Raw genomic sequence first — 15,921 nt, 5'->3', positions numbered from 1 at the left:
TTGATATCCCTTGAATGATGCAGCCCTGTCTGATTCCGGCTGCCGCCAGGCCATTGCTGTGCGCCGCCTAAAATGACCATGCGGTCACTTTAGTCAAGGCAGAGCATGCCATCGCATACTGAAGAGGCCTCTGTCACCCGCTGCGCAGCCGGAATTGGGCAGCCCTGAAGCGGCCTGTATCCTGGCGTCTTGCGCCCGAACGGATGCCTGATTTCGCGGATGCGGCCTGCCAAATGCCGGATGAACCTGTTGCTGGCGACGGCCCCCGCCAGCAGCGCCGGCGGTCGCTGGCGGTTCAGATCTCTGTCTCAGGCATAGGCCTGTGTTGCGGCAGAGAGCTGAACCGCCGCCTTTGTCCCCCTCGGTCGTAACGGGGCCGGCTGAAGCGGTGCCAGCTGTAACGAGGCCAGCTTCAACGGGGCCAGCTCAGGTTCAGAGATCAGTTTGCGCCACTGTTTTGCGGATCGGGGCCGAAAACACAGTCAAGCTGGCATTCGAATACATCGCCGATCGCCACAGGCTGATCACTTGCGAGAATCCCGTTCTGGATCATGCCAACCCAGAGCGCCCCCGAAAGCAGATGCGGCACATGCTGCGATCCTGCAGCCGGTAATTCGCCCCGGCTGACAGCCTCTGTGACCAGCATTTCCAGATGGCGGTGAAACGGAAGATAGACATCGCGGCTGTAGGTTGCCGTCAGTTCGGGAAAGCTGCGGCTTTCGGTTATGGCGATCCGGGCGATCTCGGCACGGCCACTCTCTTCGATAACCCGCATCAGCGGCAGCAGCACCCGGCGGCAATAGGCATTGATGCTTTCAGACGGTGACGGCATCTGGGCACGGGCCTCGCGCAGCGGATCGGCCACCAGATCCTGCATAAGCCCCAGAAACAGCGCTTCTTTCGATACGAAGTAGCGATAGGCCGTCCCCTTTGCGAGACCGGCGCGGCCCGCAACCCCGGCCATGGTGCTGCCGGAGAAGCCGTGCTCGGTCAATTCGTCGCGCGCCGCCTGGAGGATCTGTTTGCGGGTCTGGCGGGTCTTGTCCGGGCTGGGACCGCGGGTTCGCGGTTCATCGGCACGGCTGGAGGAACTTGATATTCTTGGCATGGCGCTATCTTACGACGGCCCGGAAATCACGCAAGCCAGCATCGGGGACAGGATGATACTGCTAAAGTGCCTCGACCGCTCAGGGGAAGCGCATGAGCCCTGAAATGGCACTGCACGACACAGGCCTGTATCCGGGATTTCCGGGATTTCAGGGCCCCGTGGCCGCGGTCAGGAAACATGTTTGCAGGGCGGATCATCAGGGTTGTGAATGCCTCCGGTCTGTTTTGCCATGCGGTCATAAAGTCTGAGAGGTTTCCAGACCTGCCCGGCATCGCGCCTCTGCCTGCGAACGAGGCCCTCAATACGATGATCATGGTCCACCTGCGCTTCACCGCGAATTCGCGCAGGAATGTTCGGGGGCGAAACCGGCATCCCGTGGCCCGCTGCAGGAAACCGGCCCAGATGGCATCTCGCATCCCCTGGCGGATTGCATGACGGTTTGGCGGCCCCCCGGTTGGAATGTCAGCCCCGGGGTGGCGCGGGCTGGCCTCAGCGTTCAGCGCAGCCCCTCGCCGCCCGCAACCAGGTGCCGCTGCCCGCGCATAACCCATGGCGGCGCCCGGAACCGAACCTGTTTTTCGAGATGCGGCGACAGCAGAACCTGTTTGCCCTGCTGGATCTGGTAGATCAGATGCGGATGGCTGAGCGACGGGTCTTCGCTGTTGAGGTCCGGCGCGGTAACCGACTGGCCCGCATTGTCCATGAAATACATGCCATTCACCCCGCGATAGGGCTGGGTGCGAAGCGCTTCGCAGACCGCGCCAAAGGCGTTCGGGTCGCCCACGCTGGCCCAGGCCCGGGCCAGAAGATGGATCCGGTCATAGGAAAGACCGGCATGCGAATGTCCGGGGTTGCGCCCATGCATACCACGAAAGCGGTGCAGGAAGCCTTCGGTCCTTGGATTGCTGAAACGCCCGGTGGTGGTGGCCCAGATCACGCCCTCGGCGGCAGCGCCCAGCTCTTCCCGGTAGGCCGGAACCGAGGGGCCATAAAGCGTATAGATCAGCGCATTGCCGGGATCGGCGAGATACTGGCGCAGAAAGGCGATATTCTCTTCGGGGAAATAATAGGCCAGCAGCACCGCACAGGGATCATGGCGGTTCACCCGGTTGATAACCCCGGCCCAGTCGATATTGCGCGGCGGCAGATCGCTGATCACATCCAGCTGCAGCCCGCGCCTGAGCGCCATCTGCTCGACCCGCTGCAGCCCGATATCCATCTGCAGCCAGCGCGGCTGGATGATGGTGATACGGCGGTTTCCGGTGCTCCACTGGCCATTCTCGGCCAGGTGATCGAGGAACTGGATGAAGCGCGGCCCATAGCTTACATCGCTGGGGCAGATCTGGAAGATATTGGACAGCCGGTCGGGCTCATTGCGGACACGTTCGACCAGGGCCTCCATCGTGGCGCAATGCAGATAGGGCGCGCCGTAATCCGCCATCAGGTCCTGGACCGCGACCTCACCTGCGGAATAGCCGCTGGCAATGGCATGCACGCCCTGATCGATCAGGCCCCGCACCGCCGAGGTCACCGAACCCGCATCGCCAATGTCGCAGTCAAATTCGCGCAGCTCCAGCGGGCGGCCCAGCACACCGCCGGCGGCGTTGATCTCGCTGACGGCCATGCGCGCGCTCATCATCATCTCGCGGGCATCGGCGGCGGCCAGGCCGCGCAGGCTGAGGGGGGTGCCGATGATCAGCGGGTCGGGCCGCGCGCTTCGGCTGCGAGCGGTGGCCTCTTGCGGTGCATCCTCTTTGATCACCGCATCCAGCAGACCCACGGTCAGCGGCTGCAGATTGCGCCCGCCGCCGGGCGTGGGCAGCCGCAAGAGGCCGAAATCCACCGCCAGCGTCGCGGCCGCCGTCCGGCTGAGACGGCCCAGCTTCACAAGGATCCGTTCGACATGGGTGGTCACGGTGCGCAGCTTGATATCAAGGCAATCGCCGATATCCTGGTTGCTGTGGCCCGCCGCCAGCAGGGTCAGCACATCCAGCTCGCGCAGGGTCAGGCCAAAGGGCGCCGCCGTGCGCAGCACATGCAACCGGCCGAGGCTTTCCCCATTCGCGCCGGGCAGCGCATCGATCGAGACAAGGAACCAGTCGGCGGCGCCCTCATCTATATAGCTGTAGCGCACCGTGGTGCGCCCCGATTGCAGCAGCTTGCGCGCATGTTCGGCAAAGATCGGGTGGGTCTCGAAGAACTCTGTCGCGCTCTTGCCCCCAGAGGACACAATCAGCCGCCCGTCGCGCAGCACGACGGCGGTTACATTGCTCTGATCCTGAGGCAGGTCTTTCACGTGAGGGGTCACAATCTGTCGATGCCGGAAACATTCAACCTGTCGCGCAAAGAAGAAAGGGGCGTCCTGCCTCTTTGCCATCACCAGACTGGAGGACCGACCGCCCTTTGTAAAAGGGTGCGGTCAGCCACACGCGGCAAGCCCGGCGCTGCTCCTCCAGCTGGGCTGAAGTAAGGCATATATCATCAGATCGCGCAATAGTTGGGCAAAGCCTGGATCACAGCGGCAGGACGGTCAGCACAGTCCGGGTCTGCGAATCGACGGCGGCCGCAGAGTAAAGCAGCGGCAGATATTCCCCACGCGCCCATTTCCCGACCAGATCGGCGTAATGCGGGCTGTCGGGGCTGCCAGACTGGCCGGGCGCATTGATAAAGAGGCTGTTGTCCCAGGCCCCGACATCCAGCACCAGCCGCACCGAGGCCCCCAGCGTGACCGTGAAATCCGCCGCCGAGTAAAGGGCGTTCATTGGCGTGCTGTCGCTGCCCGGCACCTCTGCCTCAGGGATCGGGGCAATGTCCGGCCCGCCGTCAACCCGTGCCGTGACATTGGCAAACCGGCTGCGATGCAGGCTGCCCCACCGCCAGGCCTGCGGCTCCGGCCCCATCAGTGCTGTGCAATCCTCGCAGGCACGTGCCAGGCTTTCGGCCAGCAGCGCATCGCGGGCCGCTTCGGGGTTGGGGCCAAGACGGGCATCCGGGGCCTCAAGACAGGCCAGAACGCCCGCCGGATCGCCGGGCAACAGCAGGCTGCGCAGACCCGGATCGGATGTTGCCCGCGCAATCAGCATCGGGCGCAGATGGCGCGACCACCAGACCTCAAACAAAGCCGCAGCCGCGCTGTCGGTCTCAAGGCGGCAATCCCAGCCGGTGAATACCGCGCATGCGGCGGGCAGGGGCGTGCCCAGCCCCGCAAGCAGCGCCATCAGCCGCCGCGCCGGGATCGAGAGCACATCACATTGCAGCGCCGCGCTGTCGGCGAGGCTGTGATCCTGGCAATCGCGCAGCACCTCATTGATCCGCTCGGCCCGCGAAGGCTCCATCCATTCAAAGCCGATCTGATCGGTAGACTGGTCCCAGCCTTCGGGCAGGTTCATCTCATTGGCGGTGGCGAACCAGCCTTTTGGCGGGTTGACGACCATCGGCAGCCGCTCGCCCGGGAAATGCCCCTGCCATTCAAAGCGCCCATCGCCCGGCACCGGCAAAAGCCCGTCCCAGTTCGGGCGTTGCGGGCTGAAACCTGCGGTGGTCCAGCCGATATCGCCAGAGGTATCGGCATAGACCAGATTGGCCGCCGGAACGCCCCAGCTTTCCATATGCCCCCGAAACTCGGTGAAATTTTGCGAGCGCATCGCCGCCATGGATTTGGCATAGGGCGCGGCACCCGGCGCGCTCCAGACTGTGCGGACGGCGGCGGCAAGGCCCCGGGCGGGATCGGTCCAGATCACCGGGCCATGGCGGGTGAAGGCCAGATCACGCGTCTGATCGTTATGGCCTTTGACCGCGAAGGTCTCGGTCACGAGGGTCATCGCCTCCCAGCCCTCGCCATAGCGGTAGGCCAGCGGGTCATCGGGGTTCAGCTGATAGATCTGCACATCCTCCTGATCGGGGCCGAAGAACAGCGTCAGACCAAAGGCCGCCGTGCCATTATGGCCGATGCAGATGCCCGGCAGACAGGGCTCGCCCGCGCCGATCACATCCAGCGTCGGGCAGGTCAGATGCGCGATATAGCGCAAGGACGGCACGGCATGAACGCGGTGCGGGTCTGAGGCAAGGATCGGCCGCCCGGTCGCGCTGCGACCCGGCCCGATCACCCAGTTGTTCGACCCCTGGGCATTGGCATCGCGGACCACATCGCCGCTGGCCGAGGTGATCCGCCAGCGCGGGGCCTCATCCAGCGTTGCGGCCAGGCGCTCTGGCTCGAATGTCACCGGGGCGATGGCGAGTTTGAAAAGATCAAGCACCCCAATCGGCAGCGCGGCCAGATCCAGCCCCTCGGGGATCTGCACCTCATGCGCGGGCTGCAGGAACTGGCGCAAGAGATCGACCGTCTGATCCTCACGGGCCATGACATTGGCGCGGATCACCTCAGACAGGCCATTGCGCATCATCGAGTGGCTGCGGATGCGCAGCACATCCTCGGGCTGCCAGGGCTGGGGCTTTGTTCCAAGCCGCTGGAATTCGGCGGGCAACGCCGTGCCGCTGGCGTCGAGACGCGCGATCCAGGCGTTGATCCCGGCGACAAAGGCGGTGCAGATCGCCTTCGCATCCGGGCTGTAGCTGGCCCATTCCGCCGCCATATCGCCGCGATAAAGGAACAGCCGCGCGGCGCGGTCCTGCTCCAGATAGCCGGGCCCGAAATCTGCGGCCAGCAGCCCAAGCCCGCGCTTGCGCCACAGGTCGATCTGCCAGAGCCGGTCACGCGCGACATTCAGACCCTGCAGGAAGAACAGATCCGCCTCATTTTCGGCCCGGATATGGGGGATGCCCCAGGCATCCAGATGGATCGAGCCGGGCGCCTTCAGACCGGCAAGCGAGAGCGTTTCACGAAGCATGGGCAGATCCCCCTGGGGCAGGATCCCGGGCCAAAGGAACAGGGCCGGGCGGAATGACATACCGGACCGCAACATCTGCGGCCCGGTCATAATGCGTGCGGTCTTACGCTTCGGCGTCAGCGGGCAGCGACGGGGTTTTGCCCGCACGCCAGCGGCGGGCGTAATCGGTCATGGTGGTGAATTTCACGCCGGGCTTCGATTGCGCGTAATCGATGAACTCTTCCAGCAGCAGCATCCGGTGGCCGCGCCCGATCACCTGCGGGTGCATGGTCGGCGCGAAAAGCCCGGTGCCGATGCGGTCATAGAGGTAATCGAACTCGTCCTTCCACATCTGCAGCACCTCACGCGGGGTGGCGACAGCCTGGTTCACGGTGTTCTTCAGCGGCACATATTCGAACAGCGGGAAGTCATCCAGATGCCATGCCACCGGGATCTCGACCATATCGACGGGCTTGCCCCAGACCCATTTGCCATCCGCGCTCCAGCCATCGCCGATGCGGCACCAATAGGGCTCGAAATCATTGCCCATCATCGAGCTTTCATATTCGAACCCATTGGCCAGCAGCAGCTCCAGCGTCTTGGGGCCATTGTCCCAGGCGGGCGAGCGATAGCCGGTCGGGCGGATGCCCATCACATCATTCAGCGCCTGCAGGCCAAGCGCCATGATCTCGCGCTCGCGCTCGGGGGTGACCGAGACGGGGTTCTCATGCACCCAGCCATGATGGCCCACCTCATGCCCGGCCTCGACCACGGCGCGGCAGGTTTTCGGGAAGGCATAGGCGGTATGGCCGGGGATGTAGAAGGTCGCGGGCACCCGGGCGTTTTCCAACACCGAAAGGATGCGGCGTGCGCCGACCGCGCAGAATTCACCGCGCGACAGTGCCGAGGGCGAGTTCATGCCGAATGTGCCGATCCACAGCGACATGGCATCAAAGTCAAAGGTCAGGGCGACAGAGACATCTTTCGTCACGGGCGTGGTCATGGTTAACCTGCTTTCTTGTCAGTGTATTTCAGGAAGATGGGTTCAGCGGCGGACGCGGCGCGCATAAAGATCAAGCGCCACGGCGAAGATGACGATCACACCCTTCACCACCTGCTGGACATTGGTATTGATCGCCAGGCTGTCGAAGACATTGGTCAGCGTGGCGATGATCAGAAGGCCGATTGCCGTGCGCCAGACCGCGCCCTCGCCCCCCAGCAGCGAGGTGCCGCCGATCACAACGACCGCGATGGCATCCAGCGCCAGCGAGCCGCCCATATCGGCCTGGCCCACGCCAAGGCGCGACGACAGGATCATGCCGCCGAGGCCCGCGCAGACCGCCGTCAGCACATAGGCAGAGCCCCGGATCAGATCGACGGAAATCCCCGAAAGCCGCGCGGCCTCTTCATTGCCGCCAAGCGCGTAAAGCGAGCGGCCATAAACGGTGCGGGCCAGCACAAAGGCTCCGATCACAAAGACCGCCAGCAGGATCCAGATCGAGATCGGCCAGCCCAGGAAACGCTCGGTGCCAAGGATGCCGAAGTCGAAATTGTCCGGCACCTGGGGGGCAGAGTTAGAGTAAAGGAACGCCCCGCCACCAAAGATCGAGCCGGTGCCAAGCGTGGCGACAAAGGGATTCACCTTCATTTTGGTGATGATGAAGCCGTTGATGACGCCGCAGATCACGCTGATCAGCAGCACGGCCCCGGCTGCCCCCCAAAGGCCAAGGCCATCGGCGTGACCGGCAAAGACCACCGCCCCAAGCGCGAAGATCGCCGCGACCGAGAGGTCAAACCCGCCCGAGATGATGACGAAGGTCATCGCCACCGCAACGATGCCCAGGGGGGCGGCCTGGCTGAGGATGTTTTGCAGGTTTTGCAGCGCGAAAAGGCGCGGATAGGCGATGAACCCCAGGATCAGCAGCAGGGCAAAGGCCCAGACCACCCCATATTGCAAAAGCATATCGCGGCTGAAATATCTGGAAAATCCGCCGCCGGTTCCGGCATGTGCCTGTGCTTCAGTTTGCATTTTTGTCGACTCCGAAGGCTGAATTGAGGATGTCCGAAACCGTGGCCGGCCCTTTGGACTGGTCGATCTCATCGACGAGGCGGCCATGGGACATCACGAGAATCCGGTCGCTGATCTGGATGACCTCTTCGAGGTCGGAGGAGACGACGATGATCCCCATCCCCTGATCCGCCAGCGCACGCAGGGTGGACATGATCTCATCCTTGGCGCCGATATCGATGCCGCGGGTAGGCTCATCCACCATCAGGATTTTCGGATCGCTGAAACGGGCCTTTCCCAGCAGCACCTTTTGCTGATTGCCGCCCGACAGATGGCGCACGATGGTGCCGATCCGGTGTTCGGCATAGCCGAATTCGCGGGCGATCTGCCTGCTGGCGCTGGCAATGGTGCTGTCAGACAGAATGCCCGCCCGCATCACCCGACCCATATTCGACATCACGATATTGTCCATGGCCCGCATACTCAGCACCAGGCCCTGGGCCTTGCGATCCTCGGGGACCAGCGCAAGGCCGGCCCGCATCGACTGACGCGGACGCGCGGGCCAGGGAGTGCCATGGCCCTCAATGATCATCTCGCCGCGCGACTTCGGCTCGACCCCGGCCAGCGCGCGCAGCAGCGATGAGCGCCCCGATCCGACCAGCCCGCCAATTCCAAGGATCTCTCCGGGTTGCAGGCTGAACGAGATATCCTCGCAGGCGCCCGGAAGCGTGACGCCTTTGACCGTCAGCAGCGGCGCGGCACCGGCCGGACGGGCGGCACGGGCGACGCGGCGATATTCCTCGACCTCATGGCCGACCATGGCATGGACCATCGTGGCCTTGGTCCAGTCGGCGCGGGGCGCGCTGCGGGCCAGCTTGCCATCGCGGAAGACGGTGATCGTATCGGCCAACGCCAGCACTTCTTCGAGATTGTGGCTGACGAGAACCATGGTCTTGCCCTGCTCGCGCAGCTGCCGCATCACGCGAAACAGCCCCTCGCGCTCGGGCGGGGCCAACGAGGTTGTCGGCTCGTCAAAAAGCAAAAGCTCGGCCCCGGAACGCACGCCGCGCATGATTTCAAGCATCTGCTGATCGGCGGTCGAAAGGGTGCCTGCAATGGCATCGGGGCGGATGCTGACGTCAAAGCGCAGGCAGAGATCATGGAATTCGCGGCGCATGGCGGCTTCGCTAAGGATCGCGGCGCGTGAAAGCGGCTGGCCCAGGAAAACATTGGCCACCGCAGAAAGGCGCGGGATGATCGTCAGCTCCTGATAGATCGTGCCGATCCCCAGCCGCCGCGCCTCACGCGGGTTGCCGAAGACATGGGGCTGCCCAAAGACGGTAATCTCGCCCTCGCTGGGCACCACACGCCCGGCCAGCGCACCAAGGAAGGTGGATTTTCCCGCCCCGTTCTCGCCGACCAGCGCATGGATCTGCCCGGCGGCCAGCGTCAGATCAATATGATCCAGCGCCAGCGTGCCGCCATAGCGTTTCGTAATGCCACGCGCCGCGAATGCGGGCAGAGCCTCCGCCGCCCCTGCGCGCGGCGGCGATATGCGGGCCTCGGCCTGCGTCATAGGCTGATCCTTTCAGACTGGTGCCGTTCGCAGGACGGGAAAGACCGGCCATGAGATCCCTGCCCGGACACGCCAGGCCAGAGCCGCGCAGGGCTGTCGCCATGCCGGTTCTTCAGAGGGACCCTGGGGCCCGATCACTCCTCCCTGCGAGAAGCATTGTTCTTTTCCGAAGGTCTAACAGCCCCGGCGCGAAAGCGGATTGACCGCAGAACACAGATTTTCAGACTATTTCAAAACATTGATATGAAACGAAAAACCGCGCCCCTTTAAAGAGCGCGGTCCGTCTTTGCGATCACATCCCTCTGCAGGGCAGGATCAGTATTCCGCCTCATGGTCGGCGACATTTTCCGGCGTCACGACCAGCGTATCGGTCAGCGTGAACCGTGCGACCTGCTGGCCCTTCCAGGCCTCGCCGATCTGTTTGATCGCGGTATAGGTCTCGGCATAGGGCTCGATGGTGCGGGTGCGCGCGATCTCGCCACGGCGCACGGCCTCAAAGGCCCATTTATTGCCGCCGCTGTCATAGATTTTCAGCGAATCGGTGATGCCGACCTGTTTCGCCGCCTGAACCGCACCGCGCGTCATGTCGGAATAGTTCGAGATGAAGATGTTCAGATCCTTATTGGCCTGGAACAGCGGCAGGGTTTTCTCATTGCCCTGCAAAACCGAATAATCGGTTCGCACCGTCGCAATGACCTTGAAATCGGGATAGGCCTCCTGCACGTCTTTCACCGCAAGATCGGTGTTGATCGTGTTGGAGTTCAGATCCGGCCCGGTCAGCACCGCCACCTTTTGCGGGCCCGGATTTTCCTCGGCGACCGAGAAGATCCAGTCGCGGAACGCCGTGCGCCCCTGGGTGCCGCCCACGAAATTCAGCGTGCCCGGCGCCCAAAGCTCATCACCCTCGTTCGAGCCGCGCCCGCAGACCGGCTGATTGACCACCGCGACCAGAACCCCGGCCTCAGGCGCGGTTTTCGTCAGGATGGAACAGGCCTGGTTGCCGTCGTTCATCTCGGCCAGGATGGCGTTGAACTGCCCGCCAGAGATGATGTTCTGGGCCTGGTTGAACTGGGTCGTCGGGCTCCAGTTCGGGTCAAAGACCGCCAGCTCGGCGCCGATCTCGGCGGCGGCATCCTGCGCGCCTTTGATCTGCGCCTGCAGGTGGGTGTTGTTGGTTGCCGCAATCATAAAGGCGATGCGCAGCGGTTCGCAGCCGCCCATCACCGGCGTATCGGTGCCAACGTCAATCGGATGCGGGGTGCACTCTTCGGCGGCGGCGGGCAGCGGCAGCAGGGCCGGCAGGGCAACGCCCGCACAGAAAGCCGTGCCGAGGGCCAGCGCCCTTCTTGTTCTTTGCATATGTCTCTCCATCTGTCGGATCGGATGCCTTGCGGCCCGAACCGCAACTATGGGCCGCAAGCCGGCAGAGTGTTTGACCGGCGAACACAAAATCAGGGCCCCTCGGATGCGCCCCATCGGCCGCCCGCATCGGTAGATCTGCGTATTTCTGGCGCGGGGTGAGGCAGGGCAGGTTTGCCCCGGCAGGGCCAATGCGCGGCCCACCCCATCCGCCGAAAGGGAGAAAATGCCCAATATCCGCGTCTTACCGACGGCAAAGGCCGCATTCCCGTTTTTCCTTGCGGCACAATCCGGGGCGGGCGGCCAAATCCCGGCACACCAGATTCCGGGGCACCAGACCCCGGCGCAGCAGATCCCCGCACACCAAATTCCGGGGCAGCGCCAAAACGCGCTTTTGCTCGATTCCCCGGATGCCTGGTCTTTGCTGGAGCAGGAAACCTCTCAGGCAGCCGGGCTGTCGCTGGGGGCGAAACTGCCGCCCGAGGATATGTTCCCGGGCTTTCAGGACGCCCCCAGCCTGCAACTCGCGCTGGAGCGCCTGTGCCGGATCACCATCGCCCGCAGACCCTGGGAAGAGCTGTCGCTGCAACGTCTGGACGGCGCTTTCGCGCTGACACGGCGGCATCTTGACGGGCGGGCGCTCTGCCGCCGCCAGGAGGCAGAGCTGGCGATGCTGGCCCTGCTGCGGCTTTTGCGCCGTGTTCTGGGCAGCAGCTGGGCGCCGCTGGAGTTGCAATTCCAGCATGCCGCGCCGCAAGACACCCGCCCGCATCGCGCGGCATTCGGCGTCCTGCCGCTGTTTGGCATGGGCCGCGACGCAATGCTGATCGAGGCCGCGGCCCTGCAAATCCCGGTCTCGGGCTGCGGGGCGGATGCGGAACCGGCTTTGCACAGCTGTGTCGCGCCCTCGCGGATCGGGCTGCGCGACCGCGTCAAGGCCGAGATCCAGCTGGCCCTGCCGACCGGCGTGCCCCGGATCGAGCGCGTGGCCGAGGCGCTGCGCACCACCCGCTGGACCCTGCAACGCAGGCTGACCGCAGCGGGCGAGGTCTTCTCGGATCTGGTGGATGAGACCCGCCGCGATCTGGCACGCCTCTATCTGCGCCAGAACCACCTTGCGCTTGCCGAGATTGCGGCGCTTCTGGGCTATTCCGAGTTAAGCGCGCTGACCCGGGCCTCATCGCGCTGGTTCGGGCAACCGCCTTCGCGGCTCAGGGCGGCGCAACTGCCGGACCTTGTCGCCTGACCGCATAACAGAATCGCAAAAACCTGAGACATTAAAGGAGGGGCTGATGGACCTCATTGGAAAGACCGCTCTGATTACAGGCGCTTATCGCGGCATCGGCCGGGCCTGTGCCGAGGTTCTGGCCAGGGCCGGGGCGCAGGTGATCGCCACCGATATCGCCGCAGAGGCCCCGGATTACGCCGTGCCGGGCATCCGCTATCACAGGCTTGATGTTGCCGATGAGGCGGGCTGGAGCGCGCTGGAAGCCGATCTGCGCCGCGATGGCACCCCGGTTGATGTGCTGGTGACCGCCGCCGGGATCGCGCCGACCAAAGCCGCCCCCCATGATGTGACGCTGGCCGATTGGGATGTGATCCTTGGCGTCAATCAGACCGGGGTTTTGCTGGGGATGCGGCTTGCCACGCGGCTGATGCTGGGGCGCGGGCCGCTTTCTATCGTCAATATCTCTTCGATCTGGGGCCAGGTCGGCGGCATGGGCCAGATCGCCTATCACGCCAGCAAAGGCGCGGTGATCAATATGACCCGCAATGCCGCCGTGACCTATGCCAAAGACGGCATCCGCGCCAATGTGATCTGCCCCGGCCTGATCGATACTGAAATGGTCCGCGTCCAGCCGCCGCAGATGAACGCGGCCACCCTGGCGCTGACGCCGATGGGGCGCATTGGCCTGCCCGAGGAAGTGGCGAAGGCGGTGCTTTTCCTTGCGTCAGACGCATCAAGCTTTGTGACCGGCGCCGTGCTGCCGGTCGATGGCGGATTTACCGCGCAATAAGGGGGCTGGCACAATGAACATGTCTTCTGCGAACACATCTTCTGCCCGGCTGGCGGGTAAAATCGCCCTGGTGACCGGGGCCGCAGGCGGGATCGGGCGTGAAACCTGCCTGCGTCTTATCGCTGAGGGGGCCTCTGTCTATGCCGCCGACCTGAGGCTGCCGGACTTTCCCCCCGCCGAAGGCCCCGGGCCGATTGGCCTGTTGCTTGACGTTACCTCGACCGAAAGCTGGGCCGCGGTGATGAAGCGGATAAAGGCCGATCACGAGCGGCTGGATATCCTGGTCAATAATGCCGGGATCTATGCCCCCGCCCTGATCGAAAGCGAGACGCCCGAAGGCTTTCGCCGCATGAGCGATATCAACCAGTTCGGGGTGTTCTGGGGGATGAAATCGGCGGCTGCGCTGATGGGGGATGGCGGGGCAATCGTCAACCTGTCGTCGATTGGTGGTATGGTCGGCTATCGCGGGACGTTTTCCTATACCGCCAGCAAATGGGCGGTGCGGGGGATGTCGCGTTCGGCCGCGCGGGAATTCGCGCCGCGCGGGATCCGGGTGAACACCATCTCGCCGGGGGTGATCGACACGCCGATGTTCCATGAAAACGATCTCGCCCAGGCCGGGGCCTTTATCGCCTCGGTTCCGCTGGGCAAGCTGGGCCAGCCCCGCGACATCGCGGATGCGGTGGTTTACCTCGCCAGCGACGAGGCGCGGTATGTGACCGGGGCCGAGCTGCTGGTGGATGGTGGGATCCTGGCCTGAGGCCTGGCTTTCACGGGTATGAAATCCCCCGCCCGCAAGCCCGGGCGGGGGTTTTTGCCCTCAGTGGCCCAGCAAAAAGCCCGCATTTCCCCCGGGCCCGGCAAGGATCTCGGCCTCATCCTTCAGATCAACGCCTGACAGATTGCGCCGCCGCGCCTCCTGGATCAGGAACCACAGCTTATGCGCCGCGCCCTGCCAGGAAAGCCCGGCCCGGCGCACATTCGAGATGCAGTTGCGCGCGGCATCGGTCAGCCCTGCCTGCGGTGCATGGGTGAAATAGATCCCCATACTGTCGGGCGAGGACAGGCCGGGCCGCTCTCCGATCAGCACGATCACCTGACGCGCGCGCAGGCCCGCGCCGATCTCATCGCCGATGGCCACCCGCGCCTCACGCGCCAGCACGATGGGCGCAAGCCGCAGCCCGGCCTGCGCCAGAACCGGCAGCATTATCGAAAGAAACCCGGGGGCATTTTCCTCGATGGCAAGGGCGGAAAGCCCGTCCCCGATTACGATAGCGAGGTCAGGGTCCTGCCCGTCTGGCGGCGCATGCTGCGCCAGTTCAAGCCGCGATCTGTCCGACAGCCTGCGCCCCAGATCCGGGCGCTGCAGATAGATCGCGCGGGTGTCGGCCGCGCTTTCCAGCACGATGATTTCCTGCCCGAGGGGCGCAAGCGCACCTTCAAGCGCTGGCATATCCAGCGCGTGATGCACCGCGCGGCGCGCCCGCGCATGATCCAGCTGAAAGGCCAGATGCGGTGCGGTCGGCAGGCTGATCCCGCTGCGCCCAAGCGCGATGCGGGCCGGAGTATGGGCGCGCAAAGCCCCCCAGGGATTTGAAATGACGGGCTTGTTCATGCGGCGGCTCCGCTGTCTGTTGCGATGACATGGCGAAAGGCACCTGGTATGTCCGGGCGCAAAAGCCCAGCGGCGCGCTGCTCGAAAATCCCCGCCTCACGCGCCCAGGCGTCGAATTCCGGTGCCGGTCTGCGCCCCAGCACGCGGCGCAGATAAAGCGCGTCATGGAATGAGGTCGTCTGATAATTCAGCATCACATCATCCGAGCCGGGAATGCCCATGATGAAATTGATCCCCGCCACGCCCAGCAGGGTCAGTAGGTCGTCCATATCGTTCTGATCGGCCTCGGCATGGTTGGTATAGCAGATATCGCAGCCCATCGGCAGGCCCAGCAGCTTGCCGCAGAAGTGGTCCTCCAGCCCGGCGCGGATGATCTGCTTGCCGTCATAAAGATATTCCGGCCCGATAAAGCCGACCACGGTATTGACCAGCAGCGGCTTTACATCCCGCGCCACCGCATAGGCCCGCGCCTCGATCGTCTGCTGATCGCAGCCATGATGCGCCCCGGCCGACAGCGCCGAGCCTTGCCCGGTCTCAAGATACATCACATTGTCGCCCAGCGTGCCCCGCCCCAGCGACAGCGCCGCCTCACGCGCCTCGCGCAAAAGCGCAATATTGAGGCCGAAGCTTTTGTTCGCAGCCTCGGTTCCGGCGACCGACTGAAACACCAGATCAACCGGCGCACCGCGCCCGATCAGCTGCATCGTATTGGTGACATGGGTCAGGATGCAGGCCTGGGTCGGGATCTCATAACGGCGGATCACCTCATCCAGAAGATGCAAAAGCCGCTCGGTGGTTGGCAGGCTGTCGGTGGCCGGGTTGATGCCGATCACCGCATCGCCATTGCCGTAAAGCAGCCCGTCCAGGATCGAGGCCGCGATCCCGGCCGCGTCATCGGTCGGGTGATTGGGCTGAAGCCGGGTGGAAAGCGTGCCCTCCAGCCCGATGGTATTGCGAAACCGGGTGACCACCCGGCATTTCGCGGCGATCAGGATCAGGTCCTGGTTGCGACAGATCTTTGAGACCGCCGCCACCATTTCGGGCGTCAGCCCAGGCGCCAGGGCCGCAAGGCTGACCGCATCCGCTGCGTCAGACAAAAGCCACTCCCGAAAGCCCCCGACCGTCAGATGCGCGACCGGACGAAAGGCCGCCGCATCATGGCTGTCGATGATCAGCCGCGTCACCTCATCCGTCTCATAGGGGATCAGGTGGTCTTCCAGAAAGACCCGCAGCGGCACCCCCGCCAAAGCAAGCTGCGCAACCGCCCGCTCTTCCGGATCTATGGCGGCAATCCCGGCCAGCATATCGCCAGAGCGCAGCGGGCTGGCGCGCGCCATCAGATCGGCAAGCGAAGCGAACCTGTAGCGGGTCCGGTTAAGGGTATAAGAGTATTCGGGCATGCGTTTGGTGC

Annotated in this window: 12 protein-coding genes; 3 read left to right on the top strand and 9 right to left on the bottom strand. The window is 64.2% G+C overall.

The features are described from left to right. Positions 1-439: 439 nt before the first annotated feature. The 7 genes from HOY34_RS06720 to HOY34_RS06690 form a co-directional block, all read right to left on the bottom strand. The gene (locus HOY34_RS06720; RefSeq protein ID WP_172361114.1) at positions 440-1,108 is read right to left on the bottom strand and encodes a TetR/AcrR family transcriptional regulator; all 669 of its coding nucleotides are present in this window, start codon (positions 1,106-1,108) and stop codon (positions 440-442) included. 496 nt (positions 1,109-1,604) lie between these two features. Next, entirely contained in the window at positions 1,605-3,404 is a 1,800-nt protein-coding gene (locus tag HOY34_RS06715; protein WP_172361112.1) for an ABC transporter substrate-binding protein, read from the bottom strand. Positions 3,405-3,621: 217 nt separating this feature from the next. Then, positions 3,622-5,955: a penicillin acylase family protein gene (locus tag HOY34_RS06710; protein WP_172361110.1), complete on the bottom strand. Its 2,334-nt coding sequence runs from the start codon at positions 5,953-5,955 to the stop codon at positions 3,622-3,624. Positions 5,956-6,058: 103 nt separating this feature from the next. Continuing rightward, a complete protein-coding gene (locus tag HOY34_RS06705; RefSeq protein WP_172361108.1) occupies positions 6,059-6,937 on the bottom strand; it encodes a polysaccharide deacetylase family protein in 879 nt (292 codons plus the stop codon). A 42-nt stretch (positions 6,938-6,979) separates the two neighbouring features. Then, positions 6,980-7,963 carry an ABC transporter permease gene (locus HOY34_RS06700; protein WP_253944250.1) on the bottom strand — a complete coding sequence of 328 codons (984 nt, stop codon included), beginning with the start codon at positions 7,961-7,963 and terminating at the stop codon, positions 6,980-6,982. Then, on the bottom strand, positions 7,953-9,518 hold the full coding sequence (locus HOY34_RS06695; RefSeq protein WP_172361106.1) for a sugar ABC transporter ATP-binding protein: 1,566 nt from the start codon (positions 9,516-9,518) through the stop codon (positions 7,953-7,955). The genes HOY34_RS06700 and HOY34_RS06695 overlap by 11 nt, the downstream gene beginning before the upstream one ends. A 315-nt stretch (positions 9,519-9,833) precedes the next feature. Then, positions 9,834-10,877 (bottom strand): sugar ABC transporter substrate-binding protein, encoded by a 1,044-nt coding sequence (locus HOY34_RS06690; RefSeq protein ID WP_172361104.1) that lies wholly within the window; start codon positions 10,875-10,877, stop codon positions 9,834-9,836. Positions 10,878-11,103: 226 nt separating this feature from the next. Between HOY34_RS06690 and HOY34_RS06685 the strand changes: the two genes are divergently transcribed. Genes HOY34_RS06685 through HOY34_RS06675 form a run of 3 tightly spaced genes read left to right on the top strand, consistent with a single transcriptional unit; the run spans position 11,104 to position 13,655 of the window. Beyond that, positions 11,104-12,123 carry a helix-turn-helix transcriptional regulator gene (locus tag HOY34_RS06685; protein WP_172361102.1) on the top strand — a complete coding sequence of 340 codons (1,020 nt, stop codon included), beginning with the start codon at positions 11,104-11,106 and terminating at the stop codon, positions 12,121-12,123. Positions 12,124-12,169: 46 nt separating this feature from the next. Then, the gene (locus tag HOY34_RS06680) at positions 12,170-12,895 is read left to right on the top strand and encodes an SDR family NAD(P)-dependent oxidoreductase (RefSeq protein WP_172361100.1); all 726 of its coding nucleotides are present in this window, start codon (positions 12,170-12,172) and stop codon (positions 12,893-12,895) included. 13 nt (positions 12,896-12,908) lie between these two features. After that, positions 12,909-13,655, top strand: a complete 747-nt coding sequence (locus HOY34_RS06675; RefSeq protein WP_172361098.1) for an SDR family NAD(P)-dependent oxidoreductase — start codon at positions 12,909-12,911, stop codon at positions 13,653-13,655. A 60-nt stretch (positions 13,656-13,715) separates the two neighbouring features. Here the strand turns inward: HOY34_RS06675 and eutC are convergent, their stop codons facing one another. Beyond that, complete coding sequence (gene eutC, locus HOY34_RS06670; protein ID WP_172361096.1) at positions 13,716-14,510, bottom strand: ethanolamine ammonia-lyase subunit EutC; 795 nt, start codon at positions 14,508-14,510, stop codon at positions 13,716-13,718. Next, the gene (locus HOY34_RS06665) at positions 14,507-15,910 is read right to left on the bottom strand and encodes an ethanolamine ammonia-lyase subunit EutB (RefSeq protein ID WP_172361094.1); all 1,404 of its coding nucleotides are present in this window, start codon (positions 15,908-15,910) and stop codon (positions 14,507-14,509) included. Before HOY34_RS06665 ends, eutC begins: the two co-directional genes overlap by 4 nt. Between the last annotated feature and the right edge of the window lie 11 nt (positions 15,911-15,921).

Source organism: Pseudogemmobacter hezensis, assembly GCF_013155295.1.
GTDB classification, from domain to species: domain Bacteria; phylum Pseudomonadota; class Alphaproteobacteria; order Rhodobacterales; family Rhodobacteraceae; genus Pseudogemmobacter; species Pseudogemmobacter hezensis.
This window is presented reverse-complemented; position numbering and strand designations above follow the sequence as displayed.